The 24781-nt window shown below is 72.1% G+C and carries 27 protein-coding genes and 1 pseudogene; 11 read left to right on the top strand and 17 right to left on the bottom strand.

What is annotated here, in order from left to right; translation table 11 throughout:
• The first annotated feature begins 594 nt into the window (after nucleotides 1–594).
• Entirely contained in the window at nucleotides 595–828 is a 234-nt protein-coding gene (locus AB0H81_RS32140; protein WP_358382064.1) for a hypothetical protein, read from the top strand.
• Between the two features lie 267 nt (nucleotides 829–1095).
• On the opposite strand, the gene AB0H81_RS32135 is transcribed toward AB0H81_RS32140, so the two are convergent.
• The 5 genes from AB0H81_RS32135 to AB0H81_RS32115 all read right to left on the bottom strand — a co-directional run bounded on the left by AB0H81_RS32135 (nucleotide 1096) and on the right by AB0H81_RS32115 (nucleotide 5277).
• On the bottom strand, nucleotides 1096–1494 hold the full coding sequence (locus AB0H81_RS32135; protein WP_358382062.1) for a hypothetical protein: 399 nt from the start codon (nucleotides 1492–1494) through the stop codon (nucleotides 1096–1098).
• The gene (locus AB0H81_RS32130; protein ID WP_358382060.1) at nucleotides 1491–2234 is read right to left on the bottom strand and encodes an NAD(P)H-binding protein; all 744 of its coding nucleotides are present in this window, start codon (nucleotides 2232–2234) and stop codon (nucleotides 1491–1493) included. The genes AB0H81_RS32135 and AB0H81_RS32130 overlap by 4 nt, the downstream gene beginning before the upstream one ends.
• Before the next feature lie 94 nt (nucleotides 2235–2328).
• Nucleotides 2329–3225: an RNA polymerase sigma factor SigJ gene (gene sigJ / locus AB0H81_RS32125; RefSeq protein WP_358382058.1), complete on the bottom strand. Its 897-nt coding sequence runs from the start codon at nucleotides 3223–3225 to the stop codon at nucleotides 2329–2331.
• Nucleotides 3226–3571: 346 nt separating this feature from the next.
• On the bottom strand, nucleotides 3572–5068 hold the full coding sequence (locus tag AB0H81_RS32120) for a multicopper oxidase domain-containing protein (protein WP_358382056.1): 1497 nt from the start codon (nucleotides 5066–5068) through the stop codon (nucleotides 3572–3574).
• A complete protein-coding gene (locus AB0H81_RS32115; RefSeq protein ID WP_358382054.1) occupies nucleotides 5065–5277 on the bottom strand; it encodes a DUF5957 family protein in 213 nt (70 codons plus the stop codon). Before AB0H81_RS32115 ends, AB0H81_RS32120 begins: the two co-directional genes overlap by 4 nt.
• 112 nt (nucleotides 5278–5389) lie before the next feature.
• Between AB0H81_RS32115 and AB0H81_RS32110 the strand changes: the two genes are divergently transcribed.
• The 9 genes and pseudogenes from AB0H81_RS32110 (at nucleotide 5390) to AB0H81_RS32070 (ending at nucleotide 10990) form a co-directional block, all read left to right on the top strand.
• Nucleotides 5390–6541: a sensor histidine kinase gene (locus tag AB0H81_RS32110; protein ID WP_358382052.1), complete on the top strand. Its 1152-nt coding sequence runs from the start codon at nucleotides 5390–5392 to the stop codon at nucleotides 6539–6541.
• A complete protein-coding gene (locus tag AB0H81_RS32105; protein ID WP_358382050.1) occupies nucleotides 6538–7221 on the top strand; it encodes a response regulator transcription factor in 684 nt (227 codons plus the stop codon). The genes AB0H81_RS32110 and AB0H81_RS32105 overlap by 4 nt, the downstream gene beginning before the upstream one ends.
• A 234-nt stretch (nucleotides 7222–7455) precedes the next feature.
• Nucleotides 7456–7752 (top strand): annotated as a pseudogene (locus tag AB0H81_RS32100) (DUF4158 domain-containing protein); the annotation flags it as partial.
• Nucleotides 7701–8099, top strand: coding sequence for a hypothetical protein (locus tag AB0H81_RS32095; protein WP_358382048.1), 399 nt, complete (start codon nucleotides 7701–7703; stop codon nucleotides 8097–8099). The pseudogene AB0H81_RS32100 and the gene AB0H81_RS32095, both read left to right, overlap by 52 nt.
• Nucleotides 8099–8629, top strand: coding sequence for a hypothetical protein (locus tag AB0H81_RS32090; protein ID WP_358382046.1), 531 nt, complete (start codon nucleotides 8099–8101; stop codon nucleotides 8627–8629). Before AB0H81_RS32095 ends, AB0H81_RS32090 begins: the two co-directional genes overlap by 1 nt.
• A gap of 194 nt (nucleotides 8630–8823) precedes the next feature.
• Nucleotides 8824–9573: a VOC family protein gene (locus AB0H81_RS32085; protein WP_358382044.1), complete on the top strand. Its 750-nt coding sequence runs from the start codon at nucleotides 8824–8826 to the stop codon at nucleotides 9571–9573.
• A gap of 85 nt (nucleotides 9574–9658) precedes the next feature.
• Complete coding sequence (locus AB0H81_RS32080) at nucleotides 9659–10096, top strand: nitroreductase family deazaflavin-dependent oxidoreductase (protein WP_358382042.1); 438 nt, start codon at nucleotides 9659–9661, stop codon at nucleotides 10094–10096.
• Nucleotides 10097–10127: 31 nt separating this feature from the next.
• Nucleotides 10128–10475, top strand: coding sequence for a hypothetical protein (locus AB0H81_RS32075; protein WP_358382040.1), 348 nt, complete (start codon nucleotides 10128–10130; stop codon nucleotides 10473–10475).
• Between the two features lie 128 nt (nucleotides 10476–10603).
• Nucleotides 10604–10990: a pyridoxamine 5'-phosphate oxidase family protein gene (locus AB0H81_RS32070; protein ID WP_358382038.1), complete on the top strand. Its 387-nt coding sequence runs from the start codon at nucleotides 10604–10606 to the stop codon at nucleotides 10988–10990.
• Nucleotides 10991–11112: 122 nt separating this feature from the next.
• On the opposite strand, the gene AB0H81_RS32065 is transcribed toward AB0H81_RS32070, so the two are convergent.
• The 5 genes from AB0H81_RS32065 to AB0H81_RS32045 form a co-directional block, all read right to left on the bottom strand.
• A complete protein-coding gene (locus tag AB0H81_RS32065; RefSeq protein WP_358382036.1) occupies nucleotides 11113–12402 on the bottom strand; it encodes an MFS transporter in 1290 nt (429 codons plus the stop codon).
• A gap of 97 nt (nucleotides 12403–12499) precedes the next feature.
• The gene (locus AB0H81_RS32060) at nucleotides 12500–13135 is read right to left on the bottom strand and encodes a DUF998 domain-containing protein (RefSeq protein WP_358382034.1); all 636 of its coding nucleotides are present in this window, start codon (nucleotides 13133–13135) and stop codon (nucleotides 12500–12502) included.
• A 111-nt stretch (nucleotides 13136–13246) separates the two neighbouring features.
• Nucleotides 13247–14734 (bottom strand): serine/threonine-protein kinase, encoded by a 1488-nt coding sequence (locus AB0H81_RS32055; RefSeq protein ID WP_358382033.1) that lies wholly within the window; start codon nucleotides 14732–14734, stop codon nucleotides 13247–13249.
• The gene (locus tag AB0H81_RS32050; RefSeq protein WP_358382031.1) at nucleotides 14731–16254 is read right to left on the bottom strand and encodes a serine/threonine-protein kinase; all 1524 of its coding nucleotides are present in this window, start codon (nucleotides 16252–16254) and stop codon (nucleotides 14731–14733) included. The genes AB0H81_RS32055 and AB0H81_RS32050 overlap by 4 nt, the downstream gene beginning before the upstream one ends.
• Nucleotides 16255–16465: 211 nt before the next feature.
• Nucleotides 16466–16999, bottom strand: coding sequence for a hypothetical protein (locus AB0H81_RS32045; RefSeq protein WP_358382029.1), 534 nt, complete (start codon nucleotides 16997–16999; stop codon nucleotides 16466–16468).
• On the opposite strand from AB0H81_RS32045, the gene AB0H81_RS32040 reads away from it, so the two are divergent.
• Nucleotides 16962–18428: an alpha/beta fold hydrolase gene (locus AB0H81_RS32040; RefSeq protein ID WP_358382027.1), complete on the top strand. Its 1467-nt coding sequence runs from the start codon at nucleotides 16962–16964 to the stop codon at nucleotides 18426–18428. The genes AB0H81_RS32045 and AB0H81_RS32040 overlap by 38 nt on opposite strands.
• A 138-nt stretch (nucleotides 18429–18566) precedes the next feature.
• Here AB0H81_RS32040 and AB0H81_RS32035 read toward each other — a convergent pair whose 3' ends face one another.
• The 7 genes from AB0H81_RS32035 to AB0H81_RS32005 all read right to left on the bottom strand — a co-directional run bounded on the left by AB0H81_RS32035 (nucleotide 18567) and on the right by AB0H81_RS32005 (nucleotide 24493).
• Nucleotides 18567–18869 (bottom strand): hypothetical protein, encoded by a 303-nt coding sequence (locus tag AB0H81_RS32035; RefSeq protein WP_358382025.1) that lies wholly within the window; start codon nucleotides 18867–18869, stop codon nucleotides 18567–18569.
• A 532-nt stretch (nucleotides 18870–19401) separates the two neighbouring features.
• Nucleotides 19402–20820, bottom strand: a complete 1419-nt coding sequence (locus AB0H81_RS32030; protein WP_358382023.1) for a hypothetical protein — start codon at nucleotides 20818–20820, stop codon at nucleotides 19402–19404.
• A 267-nt stretch (nucleotides 20821–21087) separates the two neighbouring features.
• Nucleotides 21088–22104: a hypothetical protein gene (locus AB0H81_RS32025; RefSeq protein WP_358382021.1), complete on the bottom strand. Its 1017-nt coding sequence runs from the start codon at nucleotides 22102–22104 to the stop codon at nucleotides 21088–21090.
• Entirely contained in the window at nucleotides 22092–22472 is a 381-nt protein-coding gene (locus tag AB0H81_RS32020; protein WP_358382019.1) for a hypothetical protein, read from the bottom strand. The genes AB0H81_RS32025 and AB0H81_RS32020 overlap by 13 nt, the downstream gene beginning before the upstream one ends.
• Nucleotides 22473–22727: 255 nt before the next feature.
• Nucleotides 22728–23369 (bottom strand): DUF6445 family protein, encoded by a 642-nt coding sequence (locus tag AB0H81_RS32015; protein WP_358382017.1) that lies wholly within the window; start codon nucleotides 23367–23369, stop codon nucleotides 22728–22730.
• A 215-nt stretch (nucleotides 23370–23584) separates the two neighbouring features.
• Nucleotides 23585–24166 carry a TetR family transcriptional regulator gene (locus AB0H81_RS32010; RefSeq protein WP_358382015.1) on the bottom strand — a complete coding sequence of 194 codons (582 nt, stop codon included), beginning with the start codon at nucleotides 24164–24166 and terminating at the stop codon, nucleotides 23585–23587.
• A 93-nt stretch (nucleotides 24167–24259) separates the two neighbouring features.
• Nucleotides 24260–24493 (bottom strand): hypothetical protein, encoded by a 234-nt coding sequence (locus AB0H81_RS32005; RefSeq protein ID WP_358382013.1) that lies wholly within the window; start codon nucleotides 24491–24493, stop codon nucleotides 24260–24262.
• Nucleotides 24494–24781 lie beyond the last annotated feature (288 nt).

Genomic DNA, 24781 nt, shown 5'->3' with positions numbered 1-24781 from the left:
GATCGGGCTGCTCGAACTCGTCTCCGCGGACCTGCGCGTGTCGCCGTCGGCCATCGGCTACCTGGTGACGTGGTACGGCCTGACGGTGGCGGTCCGGCGGGGCCGGCACGCTGGCGGCGCGAGGGGCTCCGGCGTATTGGACCGCGAGTCGGAATAGTTCGGCGACGTCGCGTTTCTTCAGGATGACATGGACAGACTCACGGTCCTCTGCATGAGCCGCACGGCCGTCTTCCGGCTCATCAAAAGCGGAACTCCGCTCGATCAAGCGCGATGGCTACCGCCTCATCCCTACCGCCGCGCTCCTCGACTTTGCCCGTGCGCTTGAGGCCAGTGCAGAGCAGGAGGCGGTGTGATGGCCACAAGGCAGCCCAACGGCCGCTCGTCCATCTAGCTTGGCAAGGACGGTGTCTGGCACGGCTGGGTGACTATCGGGATCAAGCCGGATGGCTCTCCCGATCGTCGCCACCGCAAGGGCACGACTGAAGCGGAGGTAACCCGGAAAGTCCGCGAACTGGAGGGCCAACGGCAGTCCGGACATGTCGGAAAGCCGGGCCGTGCGCCCACCGTAGAGGAGGTGGATGGGGGAGTTCCTCGGTGCGATCTGTGAGCGGCTCGTCCACGCGCATGCTGGAAGAAGGCCTGTCTCCCAGCTCCGTCCTCAAGGTGCACCGCATCCTGTCCCGCGCGCTCGCGATCGCGGTCCGGCGCGGCCGCATCACGCGCAACGTCGCGACGCTCGTGGACGCTCCTTGGGCCACGGCCACGGCCACGGCCACGGCCACTGAGATCGAACCGCTGACCAGAGAGAAGGCTCGGCGCATTCTTTGATGTGGCCAAGACTCGGAGGCACGGTGCTCGCTGGTTGGCCACGCTCGCGCTCGGTATCCGCCAGGGGGAGGCGCTCGGCCAGCGTTGGTCGTACGTCGATCTGACGAGCGGCGAGATCAGGGCGTGGTTCCAGATCCAGCGCGCCGAGTGGCAGCACGGTTGTCACGATTCACACGCCTGTGGAAGGCAGGCCGCATCCCTGCGGATCGGCAACGAAACGTTGTCGGGCATGACAAAGACACCTCTTTCTGCGGGAAGTTCGAGGAACTACGCCTTTTCGAGCCGGCTGGTGAGCGGAAGCAGCACCAGCGGGATCACGACCGCCGCCGTGAGCGCGATCAGCAACGGCACGCGCTCGCCGGGCGTGAGATGGTGCAGCAGCTGGAGGTGGATCGCCAGGTGCGGCCCGGCGAACACCAGGTACACGGCGAGTGCCGTACGGGCCATGCTCCGCCGCACGATGAAAACGCTCACGCCCAGCACCACCGACGTGGCCAGGCTCATCGCGCCGTAGTCCGTCATCAGATGCGCGTTGTACGGCATGCGCATCCCCACCCAGGGGATGTCGAAGAATGAGCGAGGGAACAACAGCGCCCAGCCCCCCACGGCGAACTGCGCCACAGCGAGGAAGGCCAGGCCCGCGCGCAGCCAGGTGCGGGCGCTCATGCGGCGAGGAACTCGTCGAAGGTGATCCGCCCGTCGGCGTGCTCGGGGGCCAGATGTGCCCCTTCGCGGAAGCCGCGGATGCCGGCCCCGGGCATCGGCACCGACACCACCGGCCGGCGGCTGGAGCGCGATCGCGCATAAGCGCGGGCCAGATCGGCGGCGGAGCGCACCTCGGGCCCGCCCATGTCCGGCACCCGGCCGGCCGGCGGCGCACCTGCCAGGGCGGCCAGGCGAGCGGCCACCTCGCCGGCGTCGACGGGCTGGAAGCTGACCCCGCTGGGCATCACGATCATCGGTAGCCACCGCTGGCGCGCGCACATCCAGACAATGAGCTCGTGGAACTGGGTCGTACGCTGGATCGTCCACGGCAGGCCGGAGCGTTCCACGAGCTGCTCACAGGCCAGCTTCGCCCGATGGTAAGGCACGTCCACCCGGTCGACGCCGACGATGGACACGTACATCAGATGCGGGCGCCCGCCTCGCATCGCCGCCTGGATGAGGCTGCGCGTGCTGTCGATGTCCGTACGGCCTTTACCGGTCGCGCAGTGGACAATCACCCCGACGCCGTCGACCGCCTCCTCCAGGCCCTCACCGGTGCGCAGGTCACCGCGGCACGTCTGCTCGTCCGACGGCGGCTTGCGGCTCAGCACGCGGACGGCATGACCGGCCGACAGCAGCCGTGGTACGAGCGCGCGGCCGAGCCGGCCGGTACCGCCCGTCACCAGGATCAGGTTCGTCACGGGTAGAAACCCCCCACGGAGAGCGCGATGCCGGGGTGTTCCGGCCTCGCGCGGCTGTCAGGTCACCGCCTCACGCCGGGTCCGGCGTTCGCGGTCACCCATTAAGAACCGGATAGGCCTCCGGAATGTGACAACCGGAGTTTGTCGGGTTGGCGACGATGCGAATCCCGCTGATCCGGCCGCCCGACGTCTCCGGCACCAGCACGCCGACCAGCTCCTCACCGGCCCAGGCCAGCAGCCCCAGTGCGCCGTTCACCTCCGCAGCCGACAGTCTCACCCCCTGACCGGCGATGCTCGACGAGCCGACCAGGTAGCGCGCCACCTGGGAGACGCCGGAGATGGGCCGCCGGGCAGCGCCGACCCTGCCGCCACCGTCCACCCACACGGTCACGTCCTCGGCCAGCACCTTCTCCAACCCCGGCAGATCCCCCTGTTCCGCGGCTGCCAGGAAGCTTTCCACCAGGGCGCGGGGGCAGGCCTGGCCTGCCCGGCGAGCGGAGCCGCCACGCGCCTCGGCCAGGCGCCGGCGAGCTCGGGTGTACAGCTGCCGGGAGTTCGCCTCGGATGAGTCGATGACCTCGGCCACCTCCCGATGGCTGTAGTCGAAGGCTTCGCGCAGGACGAACACCGCGCGCTCCGACGGGTTGAGCCTTTCCAGCAGCACGAGGAAGGCCAACGAGACGAACTCCCGCTGCTCGGCACTGTCCAGGGGGCCCAGAGCGCCGCCCGCGGTCAGCACCGGCTCCGGCAGCCAGCAACCGACATAGCTCTCCCGGCGCGCACGCGCGGACGCCAACCGGTTCGCACACAGGTTGGTGGCGACCTTGGCCAGCCACGCCCACGGCGACTCGACAGTGCTCGCCTGATGCCAACGCAGGAAGGTGTCCTGGACGACGTCCTCGGCCTCCTCAGCCGAACCCAGCATCCGATAGGCCAGCCCGAACAGCTTCGAGCGGTGCCGCTCGAACTCCGCAACCGCATCAACTGTCACGCCCACAGCCTCTCAGGCCGCCTGGCGGGCCCGGTCGTCTGGATGACATGAGCGGCGTCGTCCACTCCTACGGCAGCGCCCCTCGCTCTTCCCCGCCTGCGTGCACGGCCACGTCGACCACGTGCGCGAGCTCCTCAAGACCGGCATCGAGGTCGACCATCATCCTGCTCGGTGACGGGGCGGAGCCGTACCAGCGGATCGTCCGGCTGCTGCTCGACGACGGGGCCGACCCGCACCTGGCCGACCGCAACCGCGCGCTCCGCCAGCCTCCTGTCCGCCCGCCCCGCCTTCTCCCACCTCGATTCCGCCGCCTCCTGACCGCCGCGAGGGGCGGGCCGTACGGGCCTCAGCGGACCCGGAAGTTGGCCATCATCATCATGTCCTCGTGCTCCAGGTTGTGGCAGTGGAAGACGTACGTGCCCCGGTAGCCGTCGAACCTGAGCAGCACCTCCGCCTGGTCGCCGCTCGCCAGGTCCACGGTGTCCTTCCAGCCGGAGGTGAAGCGGCCACCCGCCAGCACCTGGAACGGCGCGAGATGGATGTGGACGGGGTGCGGCACGTTCTTCGCGCGCAGCGTCCACCGTTCGACCGTGCCGAGCGCGGGCTCGGCCGCGATGTGGTCCGGGGTGAACGGCCGGCCGTTGACCGTCCACACCGGCATGCCGTGCCGTTCCGCGCCGCCCCGCTCGAAGGTGAAGGTGCGCTCGACCACCGCGGCCGACGGCGACAGCGGCTCGAAACCGGCCAGCCGGGACGGCACGCGGCTGTCGTCGGCCGCCCTGCGCGCCACCACGAACCGCATGACGTTCGCCGTGCCGTTCTCGCCGAGCCGGTTGACCAGCGTCACCCGCTGCCCGAGCGGATATCGGGAGAAGTCCACCACCACGTCGAACCGCTCCGCCTGCGCGATCTGCAGCTCCTGGTGCCCGACCGGCGCTCCGAGCAGCCCGAGGTCGCTGCCGACCTGGACGAACGCGGGCCCGGAAGGCGGCGGCGGATCGAGCGCGAGCCGGTAGCGGCGCGCGTTGGAGGCGTTCAGCAAGCGGAACCGGTAGCGTGCCGCGGCGACCTCCATGACCGGCCACGGCGCGCCGTTCACCAGCACGCAGTCGCCGAGCACGCCGCTGATGTAGTCGCTGTGCACGTCCGGGTAGAGCAGCGAGCCGTCCTCGGCGAAGGACCGGTCGGCGATCATGAGGGGGACGTCCCTGTCGCCTTTCGGCAGCGGGAGCGCGTCCTCCTCGTCGTCACGCACGAGGTGGAACCCCGCGAGGCCCCGATAGACCTGCGGACCGGTGAACTCCATCCGATGGTCGTGATACCACAGGGTGGCCGCGGGCTGGTCCAGCGGATACACGTACTCGCGCGCCGTTCCGGGCGCGACCAGGTCCGTGGGATACCCGTCGTGCTCGGCCGGAGTCCTGCCGCCGTGCAGATGAACGACCACGGGGGCGGGCAGCTCGTTGCGGTGCCGCACGATCGTGGTGCGCCCGCGCCGCGACACGATCGTCGGCCCGGGGAAGATCCCGTCGTACCCCCACACCTGGGTCCGCAGTCCGGGCAGCAGCTCCGCCTCGCCGACGCGCTGCGTGATCTCGTACACGTCCGCGTCGCCGTCCGTGCGCGCGGGCCGTAGCACCGGGGGGATCGGCAGCGGCACGGTGAACGGCGCGGGCAGCCGGGCCGTACTGCGCACCAGCGCGCCCGCGCTGGATCCCGTCTCCACGTTCGCGCCCCCGCGGCCCGGCGATCCGTGGCCGTCGCCCGGGGAGCACCCGGCGAGCGGGACGAGCACCAGCCCTTCCGCGGCGGCCCGCAGCAGCCGCCGCCTCGACACGTTCACGACCTCCCCCTCCGCGCCTTGTCGATCACGACGGCGACCACCGCGCCCACGACGGCCAGCACCTGCGGGCCGAACCCGATGACGAACGTCCACGGCGGCCCCACCGGCCCGTTACCTGCGACGATCCTGCCCAGCACCTCGCTGAACAGCAGAAATCCCGCTGCCAGACCGGCGAAGAGCCCGAGGATGGCGACTCCCAGCGTTCTCATGCCGCCGCACGTTAGGCCCGGCGGGAGGCGGCGCGTCATCGGCCGGGGGCGACAGCGGATGTCAACATCCGGCGACTGCGGCCCACCGGCCGTGCTGGCTATCCTCGGGTTCGTGATCGAGGGGAATCGCGAGGTCGCCGGGGACGCGGCGCTGGGCGTCGCCGTGTCGGCCGTCGTCGCCGTCGCCGTCACGATGGACCTCGGCGGCCACCGCGCTCCCGACGCGGCGGCCTACGCCTTCGTGGCCGGTCTCGGCGCGCTCATGCTCGTGCGGCGCCGCTTCCCCGTGCTGGCGCTCGTGGCCACGGCCACCGGCCTGCTCGCCTACTACGCGGCGGGCTACCCGCCGATCGGCCTGGCCCTGCCCGTCGCGGCGGCGCTCTACTCCGCCGCCGAGGCGGGCAGGCTCATGGTCGCCTCCGCCGTGGCGGCCGCCCTGGTGGTGGTGAGCACCACGTTCCGGCTCCGCGACGGTGAGGACCCCGGATACCTGCTGGGGTTCGAGCTGGCGTCCACCCTGGGCCTCATGGTGGCCGCCATCGCGCTCGGCGCCGCCGTACGGGCCACCCGGCTGCTGCGCGCCGAGCAGCGCCGCAGCGCGGACCTCGCCGCCGCCGAGCGCGAGCACGAGGCGGGCCGGCGCGTGCAGGAGGAACGGCTGCGCATCGCCAGGGACCTGCACGACGTGCTCGGCCACACCATCGCGGTGATCTCCGTGCAGGCCGACGTGGCCCGCGAGGCGCTCGACGGCGACCCCGAGGCGGCGCGCTCCGCGCTCGCCGTCATCAGGCGCGCTGGCGACGACGCCATCGGCGAACTGCGCGGCACCCTCGGCCTGCTCAGAGACCAGGGCGGGGGAGAGGGCCGCGCCCCGGCCGCCAGCCTGCGCCACCTCGACCCACTGGTGGCCGCGGCCACCGCGGGCGGGCTCGCCGTCGAACTGGCCACCGAGGGAGAGGCGGCGCCGCTGCCCGCGGTCGTCGACGGCGCCGCCTGCCGCATCGTGCAGGAGGCGCTGACCAACTGCCTGCGGCACGCCGGAGCGAGCAGGGCGGAGGTACGGCTGCGTTACGAACGCGACCGGCTCCGCGTCACCGTCTCCGACGACGGCCGCGGCGCCGACCTCACCGCCGGGCCCGCCGGGCGGGGCCTCACGGGGATGCGGGAGCGCGCCGCGCTGCTCGGCGGCCGGGTGGTCGTGACCTCGCGGCCCGGCGCCGGGTTCCGCGTCGAGGCGTCGCTGCCGCTGGTGGCGCGGCGGTGATCCGCGTCGCGCTGGTCGACGACCAGGAGCTGATGCGCGCCGGGCTGCGCGCGCTGCTCGAACGCGCGGACGACATCACCGTCGCCGGGGAGGCGCCCGACGGCGCGGCGGGATACGCGCTCGCGGTCGCGGAACGGCCGGACGTCGTGCTCATGGACATCCGCATGCCCGGCCTCGACGGCATCGAGGCGACCCGGCGGATCGTCGCCGACGCGCGGCTGCGCGACGTGCGGGTGGTCGTGCTCACCACGTTCGACACCGACGAGCACCTGTTCGACGCCATCCGGGCGGGGGCGTCGGGGTTCCTGCTGAAGAACACCGCGCCCGACGAGCTGCGCGCCGCCGTGCGCACCGTCGCTGCGGGCGACGCGCTGCTGTCGCCCGCCGTCACCCGGCGCGTGCTCGCGGCCGTCGCGGTACGGCACCGCCCCGCCGGCGAACGCCTGCTCGCCGGGCTGACCGGGCGGGAGCGCGAGCTGCTCGCCGAGATCGCGGCGGGCCGGTCGAACGCCGAGATCTCGGCGCGGCTCTTTCTCAGCCCCGCGACGACCCGCACGTACGTCAGCCGCCTGCTGACCAAGCTCGACGCCCGTGACCGCGCCCAACTGGTGCACATCGCCTACGAGAGCGGCCTCGTCCGCGCCGGCGAGGACCCCCGGCCCGCAGGCCCCGTGAGATAGGGCCCGTCCTCCAGGACGACCCCTTGCTCTCCCGTCCTCGTAGCGCTCGCCTCCGTGGGCGCCGGGCCCTCGGCCCTCGCTCTCGGTGGCCTGCTTGCCGTACGGCTCCCACCGCCGCCCGGTGGGCCCTCGGAGGGCGCCGGTCCCCCGGAAGGCGTGGGCGTCCCGAGGGCGTGGGACGTTCCCCGGAGGTGTGCGGGTTGCCGGGAGGGCGCGCTGTAGTACTTCACGCAGCACGGGCGCTCACCGCGCGCGCGGGCGGAGTTTCCTGACGAGGTGGTCGACTACATCGCGAGGCAAACCAAGACGTCGGCCAGCAGTTTGGGACTGTACGGCTGGACAGGCCGGACGATCGAGCGTCATCGCGGCGAGACTCGTGACCATCTCGGCTTCCGGGATTGCTCGGTCGTCGACGCCGACAAGCTGACCGACTGGTCCTCTTCGGAGGACGTCCCTAGCGCCCTCGACTTCTCGAGCGGATGCGCGAACGGATGCGCGCCGACAAGGGAGTGCCCTACTCGGAGGCCATGACGCGGGTGCTGTTCGAGACGCTGGCCGACGAGCGCTACGTCCGCCTGTGGGCGTGGTCCATGCTGCACGCGGAAGGCGCCGGGACCCCGTCGGAGGGGCTGTCCGGTTTCGTGGACGCGATGCAGGCCGGCATCCGCACCGTCCTGCCCGAAGCGCGGATGCCGGACCGCGCCAGGATCGAGGCGGTCGTCTTGCTCGGACTGTCGGCGTCGTACGGCTTCGCGCTCGGCAAGCGGTCCTGGCTCGCCGGGCTCGGCCATGACCCGGCCGAACCGGCGCATGACACCGCGTTCCGTACGGCCCTGGCCTCGGTGCTGGCCGGCCACCTGACGGGAGACAAGTCCTGATGGCGGAGGTCGAGGCGCTCCTCGGTCCCGGCACGGCCGTCGCGTCGGCGGCGGGAGACGCCGCCGGCGCCGGACGCATTCCGGAGATCATCGGCCTCGTCGCGGTGTTGGTGATCGTGGTGACGAGGATGGGCGGGCGGGAGCGCCGGCCCGTCAGGCTGCTGGTGCAGCCGCTCGTCCTGCTCGTCGCCGGTCTCGGGCCGGTCGTCCCGCTCGTGCCGGCAGTGGAGCTCCACGGCATCGACTACCAGCTCATCGCCGCCGACCTGGTGGTGTCGGTCGGTCTGGGCGTCGTCCGCGGATTCGCGGTGCAGATCTACCCCCGGCTCGCCACGACCTGGTACCGCTACGGGCCGGCGACCGTCGCCCTGTGGTGCCTGTCCATCGGGCTCCGCTTCCTCCTCGGTGGCTACGGCGCCGACCACGCCGCCACCACGCTGACCACCAGCGCCTGCGTGATCTTCATGCTCGGTCTGACCTTGCTGGCGCAGAACGTGATCGTGACAGCCAGGCGACCCTCCGGCGGATAGTCCGGAGCGCGGCGTCGAGGACCGCGAGTTCGGCGAGCCTGCCGTGATGCCCTCTTGTCCGTCACATGCCAGCTTTTGTCACGACTTTCGTAACATATTCGATCTACGGCCTTCGGGATGTGAAGCTCATCCACCCTCCGGCCCCTATCATGCGTGTATGATGTACACGCGAGAGAGTTCAGCGGGCGGCGCCGATGCGTGAGACCGTCATCCCGATCCTGCCGTGCCGGGACATCGACGAGATCGCCGCGTTCTACGGCATGCTCGGCTTCGACCGGACCTACCGTCAGACCCGCCCGAACCCGTACGTCGCCCTCCGGCGCGACGGAATCGAGCTGCATTTCGCCGGAATCTCCGGCTTCGACCCGGAACAGTCCTACGGCTCCTGCATCGTCGCCGTGGACGACACCGCCGAACTGTTCGAGGACTTCGCCACGCGCATGCGCGCCGCCCACGGAAAGCTCCTGCTCACCGGCATCCCGCGCATCACCAGGCCGCGCAAACGCAAGAACACCGGCGACGTCCCCGGGTTCAGCGTCGTCGACCCGGGAGGCAACTGGATCCGCGTCTTCCGCTCCACCGCCGAGCCCGTCCCCGCGGATCCCGGTGACGCGGAGAGCGGGCCGCTGGCGCGGGCACTGGAGAACGCGATCGTCCAAGGGGACGCCAGGGGCGACACCCGTCAGGCCGCGAAGATCCTGGACGGCAAGCTCGACGGGGCCGACGACCTCACACCGGTCGTCACCCTGGTCGAGGCCCTCGTCTACCGCGCCGAACTGGCGGTCCGGCTCGACGATCCCGACACGGCGGCGCGCCTTCTGGTCCGCGTCGCCGGCACGGCCCTGGACGACTCGCAACGTGAGCGCCTCGCCGACGCGCTGGCCAACGCCGCGGACCTGGAGCTCGCCGTACGAGACCGTCGCGCCGCCGCCACGGCCCGATGAGCCGGGTGCTCGGCGAACGACCGGTGACAACCCCGACCGCCTGCGGCCGGACGCACCGACAGCACGTCAACACGGAGGAACGGCGATGAACCCCACGGACAGCCCGATCGACTGGGTCGCCAGGCACATCAAGGAATACGTCGAGACGGACGGGCGCAAGGGACACCGGCGATGGGGAGTGACCACGCTGCTGCTCACCACGCTGGGACGCAGATCCGGCCGGCCGCGCCGGACGGCGCTGATCTACGGCACCGACGGTGATCGACTGGTCGTCGTGGGATCGAACGGCGGCGCGGACGCGCATCCCGCCTGGTATCTCAACCTGATGGCCGATCCTGTCGCGGAGGTCCAGGTGGGGGCGGAGAAGTTCGCCGTCACGGCCGCGAAGGCGTCGGGGGAGGACCGCGAGAGGCTGTGGGCGATGATGGCGGCCCTCTGGCCGGACTACGACCGGTATCGGAAGCAGACCGTCAGGGCGATCCCGGTGGTGGTGCTGGACCCGCTGCCGCGGCAGAGCCGGTAGGGGAGTCCGGTCGGGGCCGTACCGTCACGGCGTGACCGCTGACCGCCGCGGGCCGGCCGGGCCCGTCAGCCCTCCGGCCGGGGCGGGCGTCGAGCATGACGACCATGTCGTCGGCGGTGGGGCCTGCCCGGCCGGGCGGCGGCCCGTGGTGAGGTGCACGGGCCGGCCGACCCGGGTGAGGCTCGTCCGGTGGCGGGCGGTGAGCGCGGCCACGCTGCTGATCCCGGGGGACGACCTCGTACGTGAAGGTGACGTTCCCCCGCCGGAGGGTCTCCTCGACGACGGCCGGCGTGCTGTCGTACACGCGTGCTTGACCTCGCTCTTGTCCACGATGGGGAAGACGTCCGTGTCGGCGATGGCCTTGACGGCCTGGGGGTGAGGTGGTCGGGGGCGTCCGCGCCGATGCCGATGACGAGTAGCCGCTTCACCCGCCAGGCTGCCAGACGGCCGGAGATACGATATGCCTCTCTGAAGCACTATCCCGCGCAGTGGCCGCCGAGGAGGGCAGTGGATCTCGTCGAGCAGGGCGACGCCTTCGCCGCGTTCTGGCAGGAGCGGCATCTGTGCACGCTGTCCACCGCGCGCCCCGGCGGGCCGCCGCACGTGGTCCCGGTGGGCGCGACGCTCGACCTGCGGACCGGCATCGCCCGGGTGATCACCTCGGGCACCTCGGTCAAGGCCCGGCTCGTCGGCCAGGACGGCGCGCTGGTGTCGCTCTGCCAGGTGGACGGCCGCCGCTGGTCCACGCTGGAGGGCAGGGCGGTGCTGCGCACCGGGGCCGAGGAGGTGGCCGACGCCGAGCGCCGCTACGCCGCCCGCTACAAGCCGCCCCGACCCAACCCGGCGCGCGTGGTCGTGGAGATCCAGGTGACGCGCGTGCTGGGCAACGTGTGATCACCGTCGTCGGACACAGCGGCGCGTCCGCACCGGCGTCGCACGGATCTCCCGTGGACAGCCGGGAGATGTACCGGAATGAAGCCCTGGCTGCCGTTCCCGTCAATGACCGCGACCGACGTTCATGGCGACGCTTCCGGGCCTGGCCGCAGCTCACCGTGCGAGAGCCGTCCCTCAGGGAGGCGGTGGTAGGCGATCAGCGCGCACGCAGCGATCACGCAGGCGGCGGCGACGGCCGCCATCACCGGGCCGTACCCGGCGACCTGGGCCAGGGCGACCGCGCCCAGCGGCGCGAGGGCCTTGTTGGCGACGGAGAACAGCGCGACCCGGCCGGACAGGCTGGCGTAGGCCGCGGTGCCGTACTGCTCGGCCAGCAGGTGGGGCAGCGTGATGGTGCCGACGCCGAAGCCGAGGCCGAACAGCAGCACGCAGCCGACCGCGCCCGTCACCGTACGGCCGGCCGCCGGCAGCAACACCGCGCCGCAGCCCTGCAGCGCGAAGACGGCGGCGGCCACCGGAGCGGCGGGCAGCCTGCGGCGCAGCCCGGTGGTGGTCACGCGCCCGGCGACCGACAGCACGCCCAGCAGGCCGGCGACGGTGGCGGCGAACACGGGCGGGTGCCCCAGGTGGACGAGGTAGGTCACCAGCAGGACCGCGACGGTGGCGACGGCGCCGCTGTGCGCGGTGAACGCGACGGCCAGCAGCCAGAACGGTCTCGCCCGCACCGCCTGCCTGACCAGATCGGCCCGCTGGGCGGGCCTGACCGGCGGGTGGCCGGTGCGCGGACGGCGCACCACCAGGGCGTGCAGCGGGATCGCCGTGGCGCCGTACAGGACCGCCAGCACGACCAGCGCGTGACGCCAGCCGTGGGCCTGGACCAGCAGCCCGGCGAGCGGCAGGAAGATCGAGGAGGCGAACCCGGCGACGACCGTGAGCGCCAGCAGCGCGTTGGCCCGGCGCTGCTCGTGCCCGTCGAACCAGGTGACGACGACGGCGAAGGCCGGCCCGTACAGCACCATCGCCGAGGCGGCGCCGACGGCGGCGAACACCCCGTACAGCTGGGGGAGCGTGGTGACCTGCGACCAGCCCAGCACGGCGAGGGCGCCGAGCGCCGACCCGGCGGTCATCAGGGCCCGGCCGCCGTGGTGGTCGAGCCAGCGGCCGGCCAGTGGCGAGCACAGCGAGGTGGTCAGCACCGAGACGGTGAGCGCGGCGGCGACCTGCGCGCTGCTCGCGTTCAGGGCGCGCGCCATCGGGGTGAGGAAGACGGAGAAGGCGTAGTAGAGCACGCCGTAGCCGACGGTCTGGGTGACGGCCAGCGCGGCGACGACGCGCCGGCCACGGCGGTCGCGCCGGGCGGCGGCGGGGCGTCCGTCCTCGCTCCGCGCGGCGGTGGGGTGGGCGTCGGACACGTCGGCCCTCCTTCTGGTCGTCGCGGCCGGAGGCCGTGGGAGGCCGGGGCGCGGCCGTAGCCGTACCCAGGTTCGCGGGGATCGGCCCGGCGGACGGTCAGCGGTTCCTGAGCCGCAGGGACAGGGCGGCGAGCCAGCCGGAGATGAGGACCGCGCCGGCGGCGAAGCGCAGGCTCGCGCTGTCCTCGCTCCACGGCGGCACGGTGAGGGCGGCCGTGGCCAGGCTGCCGATGACGCTGCAGGCGGTCCAGCCGCGGCCGGCGAACCGCCGCGCGAAGACGAGCCCGGCCACGATCAGCGACAGGAACGCCGCCGCCCCGAAGACCGTGTGCAGGGCGCTGCCGATGCTGAGGTGCTCGGGCAGCCCGGCGGGGGCTCCGGCCGGCCAGCCCAGCGCGGGGTCGGGGGTGCAGATCCCGCCGCCGACCATCGCCACGCCGTACACGCCGATCAGGATCGGGCCGGCCACGCCGGGACGGGCGGTCCGGCGGACGCCGAGGGCGAAGGCGCAGGCCAGCAGGCCCGTGAGCGCGAAGGTGGCGGTCTGCAGCCAGCCCAGGTCGCCGAGCGTGAGGGCGCTGAACGCGTGCCGCCGCAGGTCGAATCCGGTCCGGGTGAACGCCTGCGCGAACGACGCGACGGGGAACAGCAGCCCGGCGACCGTGCCGCAGCCCAGCAGCAGCGAGACTCCGGTGTCGCGACGGTGGGCGGCGGTGTCGGAGGTGGTGGTCATCGTGGGTCCTCTCGCGGCCGATGGTCGTCGGCCCGCCGGGGGTGGCGGGCTCGCCGTACGGCATGGCTACGAACGGGACATGGCCGGATGGACAGGGACTCGCGGACGAGTTCAGGAATGGCGCTCGCACACGGTGAAACTGGTGGCCTTGCTGGCCTTGGCGGGGCTGAGGAGGCGGAAGACGACGGTGTGCCTGCCCGGCTCGAAGGCGCCGAACGGGTTGCGCCGGTTCTTGGTCGTCCCTCGCACCCAGTCCGTCTTCCACCCTTCGTCCTGACCGTCCACGATCCACCGGTAGCCGTACTCCGTCAGCTTCCCGGGTGGCCCCTGGATCAGGGCGACGGGGAAGAGGCTCGGTGACCAGCAGCCCTTCTCGGTCTTCAGGCCGTCCAGGGTCAAGGACAGCAGACTGACGCTCCCGCCGGCGGTCGCGCTTCTCGTGGATGTGGCCCTCGGCTTGGAGGCCGTCGGCTTGGGAGTCGTGGGCCTGGGGGGCGTGGACTTGGAGGTCACCGGCTTGGGAGTCGGCTGCCGATGGGAGGGCGTGCTCTTCGGGCGTGCGGTCGTGGTGGAGCCTGCCTTCTCGGCCGCCGGGTCCTTCGTCCCGGCCGTGACGCCGACGGAGGTCGTGGCGCGGGAGGAGGCCGCAGGGGACGCAGTCGTCGCCGGAGCGGGCATCAACGTGATCGCCCCGGCCACCAGGGCGCCCGACACCGCCAGCGCCCCGGCGCCCGCCAGGAGCGCCTTCCCGGGCCGGCGGTTCACGGCATGGGTCGCCGGACCGTCATGACGCCCCGGCGTGGTGGGGCCCGCGGGGGGAACGGGCTGGGCGCCGATGAGCCACAGCAGCACGTCCTGCATGGCGGGCCGCGCCGAGGGGTCCTTGGCCAGGCAGGCGAGCACGACGGGGCGCAGGGGCCCGGGGAGGTGGCCCAGGAACGGCTCGTCGTGCAGGATGCGGCGGATCACGGCGGGCAGCGAGTCGTTGCCGAACGGAGGCGATCCGGTCGCGGCGAACACGATCACCGACGCCCAGGCGAAGACGTCCGTCGCCGGACCGATCGGCTCGCCGGCGAGCTGCTCCGGAGCCATGTAGGCGGGGGTGCCGACGACGCTGCTCGTCACGGTCAGCGACTGGTCGGCCGTACGGGCGATCCCGAAGTCGATGACGCGCGGTCCGTCGCGGCCGAGCAGGACGTTGGCCGGCTTGAAGTCGCGGTGCACCACCCCGGCGCGGTGGATCGCGGCCAGCGCGGTCGCGGTCGCGACCGCCAGGCGTTGCAGGTCGGCGCCGCCGTGGCGGCCCGCCTGCTGGAGGGAGGGCCCCTCGACGTACTCGGTCACGATGTACGGCCGGCCGCCCAGCGAGGCGTCGAGCACCTGGGCGATGCAGAACGGCTCCACCCGCCGCGCCGCGTCGATCTCCTTGGCGAAGCGGTGATCGCCCGCCAGCCCGTCCTGCAGGACCTTGACGGCGACCCGCCGCCCGTCGGGTGACTGCGCCAGGTAGACCACGCCCTGGCCTCCCGCCCCCAGCCGTCCGAGCAGGCGGTAGGGGCCGACGGCCGCCGGGTCCTGGGGCAGGAGCGGGGCCGTCACTCGTCGTCCGGGCAGATGGTGAACCTGAGCGTCCTCGACGAGGTGGTCGGCCCGGTCACGCGCAGGATCACGGTGTGGGGCCCTTCCGCCTTGACGAGCGGGCCGACGAGCTGCTGGGTGTGGGACTCCGCGATGGGGGCCTCCGAACGCTCCACGACCTTGCCGTCGAGGACCCATGCGTAGCGGAACGTGGTGGCCAGTTTGGTCCCCTCCACCGTGCCGAACGTGTTGGTGTCGTTGATGTGGCAGTTCTGGGCGGTGTCCATGCCGGGGCTCTGGGCGCGCACCGTGATGACCCTGAACGACCCGCCGCCGCTCGGCGCGGTGGACCTGGTGCGTCTTACGGAGGGAGCGGTCGTGGTGGGGTTCCGCGTCGGCCGCTCGGACGGCCCGGCGGTCGGCCTCCGGTCCGGTCCGGACGTGGGCTTCCGGGTCGGCCGGGGAGTGGACGGTTTGCCGGTTCGTTTCGCGTGCTTCCGGGTCGGCGTCGGAAGGGGCTTCGTGATCGTGGCGATCGCCTGTACCTCGGGCAGGGTCCGCCTCTCGATGACCCAGCCGTTCATGGCGGCCCAGACGACGCTCCCCGTGACCGCCAGCGCCACCGTGGCGGCCCCGGCGACCACCCGGACTCTGCCTCCGCGGCGGCTCCCCTCCACACCGCCACCGCGCCCCGGCCTCCCAGGAGCCGTGACCGGCCCGCCGTGGCCGGGATCGGCCGCCCAGCCTGCCGCCTGACCCGCCGCCGGGCCGCCCAGCAGGCGCAGCAGCACTTCCTGCATGGACGGGCGGCGCGCGGGATCCTTGGCCAGGCAGCCGAGCACGATCGTGCGCAACGGCTGCGGCAGATCGCCGAGCTGCGGCTCGTTGTGCAGGATCCGGTTGATCACGGCAGGCAGCGTGTCCTCGCCGAACGGCGGGCTGCCGGTCGCGGCGAACACCATGGCCGACGCCCAGGCGAACACGTCGGCGGCCGGTCCGACCGGCCCCCCGGCGAGCTGCTCGGGCGCCATGTAGGCGGGCGTCCCCACGATGCCGCTGGCTCCGGCCGGCCCCGATTCGGCGGACCGGGCGATCCCGAAGTCGATCACCCGGGGCCCGCCGTGCCCCAGCAGCACGTTGGCGGGTTTGAAATCGCGGTGCACGATGCCCGCCTGATGGATGGCCGCCAGCGCCGTCGCCGTAGCGACCGCGAGCCGCTGGAGGTCGGCGCCGCTGTGGCGGCCCGCCTGCTGAAGAGAGGGGCCGTCGACGTACTCCGTCACGATGTACGGCCGGCCGCTGGGTGAGGCGTCGAGCACCTGGGCGATGCAGAACGGCTCCACCCGGCGGGCGGCGTCGATCTCCTTGAGGAAGCGCCCGTCGGCCTGCCCTTCCCGCAGGACCTTGACCGCGACCGGCCGGCCGTCGCGTCCCGAGGCGAGGTAGACGATCCCCTGGCCGCCCGCGCCCAGGCGCCCGAGGAGCCGGTAGGGCCCCATGGCCGCGGGATCGTCCTCCCGGAGAGGTTCGGCTTGCGGCATGGCACTCCTGTGGCGGCAGATGGATCATCAGCACCATAGCGAGGATGTCTGACACACATTGACCACTCGCGACAAACGTCGGCTTTCCCGGTGATGTCGGTGCGGGTCAGGATGTATCCCGCCATGCAGGACGACGTCGCGTCCGGCGCCTGGTGAAGGGAGCGACTGACGGACCTGCCCCGGAAACTCCCGCCGGCGTCCGCGGCCACGATCAGGTGAGCTGACGGCCGCCCTGGTCAGCGGGTCGGCCCGGAGCGATCTTCGCCGCCATTGTCAGGATCTTCGGCGTGCCGCCGTTGTATCGTGCTGCCGTCGATCTGTCGCGGTCACCACAGAGGCCGTCCGCGTTCGCCGCCGCCGGATCACGGGTGTCGCGGCCGTCGACCGAAGATGATCGGAGCCGGTCGAGCGCCGCCTGAGCGGCCGGCCGGCCGATCGACGATTGGAGCACTGTGCGAGGAAGATCCTCTCTGCTCGCCGCCGCCTTCCTGGCGATGGCGACCCTGTTACCCGTATCGTCGGCCGCCGCGGCGGGCTCTGGAGAGGGAGCCACGGCGACCCCGACCCCGACCCCGACGGCCACCTCGACGGCCACCCCGGCCGCGACGCCGACTCCGACCACCTCGCCGGCCCCGGCAGCCGGAAAGGGCCGCATCGCGTGGGCGCCCTGCGCGGAGGAGCCCTCCGCCGAGTGCGGCAAGCTGGCGGTGCCGATCGACTGGTCGCGTCCGAACGGGCCCGCCATCGACCTGGCCGTCGCCCGCCGCAAGGCCACCGACCCCTCGGCCCGCGTCGGATCCCTGGTGATCAACCCAGGTGGTCCGGGCGGATCAGGCGTGGAGGCCGCCTACGGCGCTCCCGGCTTCTTCACCGAGGAACTGCAGAAGCGCTTCGACATCGTCGGCTTCGACCCCCGCGGTGTCGGCCGCAGCCACCCGGTGATCTGCTCGGCGTCGGTGTTCAACCAGATGCCGTACGCCGTCATGAAGAGCCAGGCCGACTTCGTCCGATGGAGCGCCTACGCCAAGCGGCTGCGCGCCGACTGCCGGGCCCGTACCGGACCGCTGTACGACCACGTGGACTCGGTGAACGTCGCGCGCGACGTGGACGCCCTGCGCGCCGCGCTGGGCGAGGAGAAGCTCACCTACTACGGCATCTCGTACGGGACGCTGATCGGCCAGATGTACGCCGAGCTGTTCCCGAACCGGATCCGGGCCATGGCCCTGGACAGCAACATGGACCACAGCCTCGGCGTCAAGGCCTTCCTCGACTCCGAGGCCGCGGCCGTCGAGGACGCCTTCGACGAGTTCGCCGGCTGGTGCGCCCAGGAGCCTACGTGCGCCCTGCACGGCAAGGATGTCCGGGCCGTGTGGGAGAGGATCCTGGCCAAGGCGCGTAGCGGCAAGCTGTACTACCCGGGTGTCCCCGACCGGCCGATGACCGAGATCCAGGTCCTGTGGCAGGGCGTGCTGGGCACCGAGGGGCCCGCCTGGCAGTTGCTGAGCGAGATGCTCCGCGCCCTGGACGGCGGGGCGCCGCCGGAGTGGGTGCCCCCGCTGCCGGGACGCGGCCCCGTCTCGGGCGACGTCGCCCAGTTGCCCACAGCGATCCTCTGCCAGGACTACCGGCTGCGGGTACGCAACTACCGGGAATACGCCTGGCTGCTGCGCAGCTCCAACCGCCGCGCCCCGGACATGCGCTTCAACCCGATGCCCATCGAGGACCTGCCCGTCTGCCTCAACCACCCCACCACCAACCCGCAGCACCGGCTGCGGTACACGGGCAGCGCCCCGATCCTGCTGGGCAACTCCCTGCACGACCCGTCCACGCCGTACTCCTGGTCCGCCAACGCCGCCCGGCAGCTCGGCCCCAAGGCGCGCCTGATCACGTACGAGGGCTGGGGCCACCGCATCTACGGCAAGGACGAGTGCAGCACGGTCCCGATCGACAACTACCTGATCTCGCTGACCGTGCCCCCGCAGGGCTTCCGCTGCCCCGTGGGCGGCCGGGTCGAGACCCTGCGCAAGAAGTCGCAGCGTGAGCTGTGGCCGACGGACAAGCTCCCCTGGGGCGGTTCGCTCCTGACCTCCTGGCGCCCGCACCCGGTCACGGCCACCGCCGGCACGTCCAGGACATGGGGCCGACCGTCACCGACCGTCACCGACCGTCACTGACCGGCACTGACCGGCACTGACCGGCACTGATCCGGCCGGGATCGCGGGGTCCCCGACGGACTCAGGACGGTCCCGGACGGAAAAGGGGCGGTGCCCGCTGACACGCGGGCACCGCCCCTCCTGCTCTTCCGGTCTCTTTCAGTCCTCGCCGCGATAGGCGCGCAGCTCCCGGCGCGCCTGGTGACGGCTGCGGCGGCGCGTCTCGCGCCGGAAGTGGTACCACTCCCGGTTCCCGCCCCTGGTGAGGCAGCCGAGCACGTAGTGGGCGGGGGAGCCCCAGAAGCAGGCGCCTGCGCGGCGGCTCGGGGAGGCGCTGCCGGCGCTGATCTCGTCCGGCAGCGTGCACGGCCCGAACCGATGGTCGTGCACGGGCACGCAGGTCGTCATCGGCGTGTCGGCCAGCCGCACCCACCAGGGCCGGGTCCTGTCGGTCTTGCTCATACGGTCACCTTTCGGCTCCGTGACGCCCCGGGATGGGGCTGTCATGGGACCGGATGCACCGTGATCACCTCCGACTTCCCCTACGACCTCGCGGACGACGAACCGGGACCCCGCGCGACGTCGCGCGCGCAGGTCCTCATCGAGACGCTACCGCGCGCGACGAGACCGCGTCGTCAGTTCCCGGCCCGCGAGGGAGGTCCCACTGGCGACACCGGCCGGGGCGCCGCACGCGATCAAGGTTCGGCTCGCCGGCTGGTGGAGCGGCGGCGAGGAACGCCGGCGCTCCCGATAGGCGTCGGCTCGCTGGACGGCCGGGCCACCGGGGTGGCCGGCGGCGTCCGCGAGCGCCCGTACGCCGGGCCGAAGCCCGCCGGGCAGGTCGGGCCGCCTTCCGGTCGGTCCGCCTCCCGCCCGGTCCGCCTCCCGCCCGGTCCGCCTCCCGGCCGGTCCGCCTCCCGGCCGGTCCGCCTCCCGGTCGGGGTGCCGGCGGGAGGGGGCCGTCAGCCGGCGGCCTGTCCGGACGCGGGAGGCGTCACTGGACGGCGCCGGACTGGGTGAGGAGGTTCTCGTACCAGGCGTCGTAGGGGTGGTTGGTCGCCGGGTGGTTGGCCGGCGGGGTCGTCGCCCGGGCGGCCGAGTCGAAGTCCCAGCCGCGCACGAGCCGCCCCGACTGCCGGGCCGAGGTGATGAAGGCCGACTCGGTCGCCGGCGCCCCGTAGAACAGGGCACCCTGCTGGAGCTCCGCGCTGTCGCCCTTCTGGTACTCGACGAAGGCCGCCTGCGGGTAGCGGATGCGATCGCCGGCGAACCGGTCGGTGTCCACGCGCAGGGTCTGCGCCGGGGTCGGGCCGTCCGCCCCGGTCCACACGCGCACGCTCGACGTGCCGCGGACCGAGGTGGTCTTGTCGAAGCGGGCGTCGGACGTCTTCGCGTTCCCGGTCCACGAGACCGTCGAGGAGCCGGTGTTCAGCACGCCGTCCCACGTCCAGTTCTGGCTGTTGCTCTGGCTGCGGTGGATCTCGCGCAGCCGCGTGCCGGCCGGGTCCGTGAAGGCGACCGTCGGCAGGACGCCGTTGTCGTACTGGTGGCTGGAGGACCAGGTGATCTCGCCGTCCGCGCCGAGGCGTCCGACGCGGTACCACAGCGTCGTCGCGCTCTGCGACTGGTGGACCTCGACCAGGTCGCCGTTGTCGTTCAGCGCGACGGCGGGCGTCTGGCCCGTGTCGTACCTGCCGTGGCGCAGCCAGGTCACCCGGCCGTCGGCGTAGGTGCCGGTCCAGTACCAGAGCACGCCCGAGCCCGAGTCGTGCACCTCGACGACCTGCCCCTTCGCGTTGATCGCGATCGCCGGGTTGTGGCCGAGGTCGCGTTTGTACTCCGCGCGGCTCTTGCCGTTGCCGGAGAGCAGGGGCAGGACGCGGCCCCGCAGCGTGTCCACCGGCGGCGGGCTCGCCGGGTAGTCCTCGGCCCGCAGCAGCCGCGGCCCGAAGACCGAGACGAGCTCCTGGTTGAGCGCGGCCAGGTTGCCGGCCGCGTACGACGGGTTGTCGGTCAGGTCGTCCTTGAGGTCGAACATGACGACGAGCGGAGCGGCGGCAGGGTGCTGCGCGGACCAGGTGTTGATCACGTCGAGCCAGTCGCGCAGCAGGTTCGAGGCCGGGTTGCCGGAGTGGTCGACCTGGTCACCGGGGGAGCCGTGGCCGATGGCGTAGTCGTGCGCGGTCGCGTACCCGTTGTCGTGGACGTCGAGCTCGATGAAGCGGACGCCGTGGTCGAGCTGGTAGGTGAGGGACTTCCTGGCGCCGTCGACATTGCCCGAGTAGCTGTTGTGGGTGGCGCGGAAGATCGCCGACGGTAACGGCACGTCCGCGTCGGCCTGGGCGTTGCCGCTGGCCAGCAGCACGGACGCGGCCACGGCGGCCATGGAGAGCAGGGCCCTTGAACGGGTCATCCTCGGATCCTCACGTCGGGGGGTGGTGGCGAGGGAGTTCGTGATCATGATCCGGAGGCGTCAGGGGTTTGTCCAGCGCCGCCCGGCACGGCGTCATGCGCCGGCGGTCGTGGAGCCGGCCGTACGCGTAGTCCTCGGGTAGGACCGGATCCTGGACGAAGACGTTCTGCGGCCCCTGGCGATCACTCCCCGTGAGCCGGGCCGGGCGAGCGCCGTGACCGCCGACTCGCGGGAGACCCCACCAGCAGGGATCAGCAGCCCGGTTGATCAGCAGCACAGCGGAAGGACGGATCGGACGGGAAGGGCGTAGGGGTACAGGCTGAACCGCTCGCGTCTGAGCAGGAAGCCGGAGGCGGCGCCGACAGGAACGCCGACAGGAAGGCCGACGGGGACATGGTGCACCTCCGCCGTCGAGGAGTCGACGCACCTCAGGTACACGTCGGCGCCGGGCTCGAAATGGTGAAGCAGGCGCCGGGCGGCGGCAAGGACGTACCCGGCGGAATAGCGATGCGTGTACACGTCCGGGAACCGCTCCTTGAGCAGCTCGGCCGCCCCCGCCCGCCCGTCCGTCCCGCTTCCACCCAGCCCCGATATCTCGAAATAGCGTGGCATCAGGCCGGTTCTCGGAATGGGAAGCAAGAAATGGTTACGCCGATCCGGCCGCAGGTTGCTGAACATCGCCATGCTGAAGTCGAACTTGAGGCCGAGATAGGGCGCGAGGCCGTTGACGAGGTAGAGGGCGACGAGGCACGCCGTCGCGTACGGGGCGTGGCCGAAGGTGAGGGCCCACGTCCCGCCGGCCTGGCCGGCGCCCGGCGCGAGGACGGTGAGCAGGCACCACAGGGAAGCGCCGGCGAGGACGGCGCTGTTGAGCAGGGCGACGTACCGGAGCCGGAAACCGCGGAAGCCGCCCAGCGTCGCGGCCAGGACACCGGAGCCGATCAGCAGGGCGCAGAGCCCGGGCGCGGACAGCGGCCACAGCGACTCCGCCTCGACGAACGACAGCAACCCCCCGAGCATGATCAGCGAGAACTGGGCATGTCCGGCGAAGCCGAGGAACGCGTGCATGACCACCGCGGCGGCGAGCACCCAGACCGTGTGCACGCCCAGCACCAACCCGGTGGCGGCGCCGAACTCGGCCACGACCACGGCGGCGGACACCGCCATCGACAGGCGCCGGGGCACCCGGCGCGGGCTGGCGCCCAGCCTGAGCGCGTACTCCATCAGGAGACCGCTGCCGCAGCTCAGGCGAGGGTCGAAGTAGTCGCGGTTCAGTTTGTGCACGCCGGCGAGCAGATACGTGATGATCGTGAAGTGCTGCACCAGGCGCAGCGCGTACGCGTCGCCGCCCCGTGGCCGGGCGAGAGGCCGAAGACGCGGTCGGCGGAGAAGGCCAGCAGCATGAACCAGGCCACGGCGAAATGGTTGGGCAGCCGCTTGGGGAGGGACGCGGCCAGGAGGGACAGCGCGGCGAGGACGAGAACCGGCGTCCAACGCCAGGCCGGGACCACGACGGCCAGCAGGGCGCACGCCACGAAGAGGACGTGCGCCGCCACCCGCGCCGGCCCGCGCAGGCTCACTCCGAGGACCGGGGCGTCGTCGTCGACGAAGTGGTCCCACCCTCGGGAGGACAGATAGACGGTCTCGTGCACGACTGCGTCTTTCCAGCGAGCGGGCCGTCGTCTGCGCCGTGGTCACCAGCTCGCGGACGGCCTCGGGAGTCAGCAGGTGCTGGATGTAGCGCAGGTTCAGGTCCGTCTGCGCGACCTCGTGCCGGGATTCCTGCTGGACGTACGCCTTGAGCACCGCGGTGCTGAGATACGGGTAGTTCGCTCCGGTCAGGGGGGAACACGAGATCTAAGGTGGCCATGGTCTCTCTAGGAGAGTTCGAAGTCGATGGCGAACAGCTAAGCCAGGCGCCCGGTGCGGGCGTCCGCGCCGAACCCTGCGGAGGCCGCGTGGAAGTACTGCCCGTCGAACAGGACCATCCGGTTGAAGCGCATGTCGATGACGTGGGCCAGGTCCCACAGGCCGGGATCCGCCGCGTCCTCGCGGAACCGGAGCAGTTGCTCACGCGACGCCCCCGCGCAGGAGAAGGCCCCGGTCGGGCGGTGGCGGAACAACCGCAGCCCTTCGCGGCCCGCGCAGTCGCGTGGAGCGCTGAGATAGCAGACCGCCGCCCAGCGCCCCGTGCGCTTGTGCGCGTGGATCGCGTCGCGTTGCCCGTCGAGGAGGAGCGCGAACACTCCTGCCGACGGGCGGCCCCAGAAGAGGTAGGACCGCTCTATCTCCTCCCAGTTGGGCGTTCCGGCAATTCCCGTCCGGCGGGCGAGCTCATGGAAGACGGCGGCGGTCCGCGGGTGCCGTTGCAGAGAATGGGTGCCCTGCCATGACCCGGTGAACGGCTTCGCGAAATCCGATGAGAGGGCGAATTCCCGGACCTCTTCGGGGTCGGCGTAATAGTCGTCCATGACGCGCAGGAAGAAATCGGGCGGCAGCGCCGTCCCGCGATTCGCGTGATTGTCGCGCGGGCCGGTCCGTTCAGTCATGCACGGGCGCGTGGACTCGGTGCCGAATCCATTCGGGGATTCCCGAGCGTTCGAGTGACTGGTCGACCGCGATATTCATGGCCTCGGCGAACGCGGTGTGTCCGTGTCACCTCAGGCTCGATACATTCCGTGCCGGTGTCAATGTCCGCATGCGGACAAAGCTGGAGTTCCCAAAGGGATCGGCGTCCTGAATATCGAAATCTTGAAAAAGCGGTTCACTCGTTCAGGCCGGACTCCAGACGCGCCAGCGCCTTGTCGATCTCGGCGGGCCCGTCCATGGCCGGGTCTTGTGCCCACTGCCACCACACGAGGGTCACGACCCCGAAGACCGCTCCGAGCGCGTCGCGGATCCGAGGGTCGTCCGCGGCGTGCCCCGTCCTCTCCGCGAGGGTCTCGGCGACCTCCCGCAGGAGGCCGGGTGTTCTGCGCAGGTTGGCCGCCACCAGCTCGGGAACGGTCACCGCGAACACCTCCCGGGCGTGTCCCACGGCGATCTCCTCCGCGGTCAGGGAGGCGAAGGCCGTGCGGAAAGCGCGGCGCAGGACGGTGACCGGCGCGCCCGGCGGCTCGGCCGCCAGCGCCTCCATGAGCGGAGGGAAGCGGTCGAGGGTGACCAGGTCCTCCTTGGCCGGGAAGTAGCGGAAGAAGGTGGCGGGGGAGACCTCGGCGGCCTCGGCGATCTGCTCGGTGGTGGTGGCGGCGTAGCCGCGCTCACGGAACAGGCGGAACGCCTCGCGCAGGATCGCCTCCCTGGTCCTGGCCTTCTTGCGCTCGCGCAGCCCGCCGCCGTTGCTCATGGGCTCATTCTGCCGCACCCTGAAATTGATAGCTCACTCTCGAATGTCGCCCGGCGACCCTCGCTTGAGCGCCGCCCCGTCCGCCGCCGGCGGTCAGCCGGACAGCCGCCGGCGCAGGTGCTCCTTGCCCTGCTCGGCGCCCTTGCGGCTTTCGCCCTGAGCCCTCCGGAAGAAGTCCGCGAGTTCGGTGTCGCCGGCTCGTTCGGCGTCGGAGATGTAGCTCTCCAGCCGCAGCGTGTTGCTCAGACACTGCTCGACGAACCAGACGAGGTTGTAGTCCTTGTCCTTGGTCCCCGTGACCGCACCGGTTTCCTGAGTCGGGTCCATCAGTGCCTCCACTCCAAGACTCGGAGATCCACCCCGCGGCACCTGACACCTGGACTTGTACCCGGACCGCGGCGGATGTACCACGCGCATGACGGGGGGCCGGCGCGCACCGCGCACCGCCGCCGGAAGGTCGCGCAGGGCCGCTACCTCCGGGATGAACTCGTACGGGATGCCCGGGGCGACCTTGACACAGGCCCGCGGGGCGCGGGCGAGCAGGTCGAGCACGACCGGCCACGGCGCCCTCGTCAACCACCTGGTACGAGATCATGAAGACAGGCATGGGCAACT

This window comes from Nonomuraea sp. NPDC050691 (assembly GCF_040654455.1).
In the GTDB taxonomy this organism is placed as follows: domain Bacteria; phylum Actinomycetota; class Actinomycetes; order Streptosporangiales; family Streptosporangiaceae; genus Nonomuraea.
The sequence above is the reverse complement of the archived record's forward strand: the minus strand, read 5'-3'. Positions and strand labels throughout refer to the sequence as shown.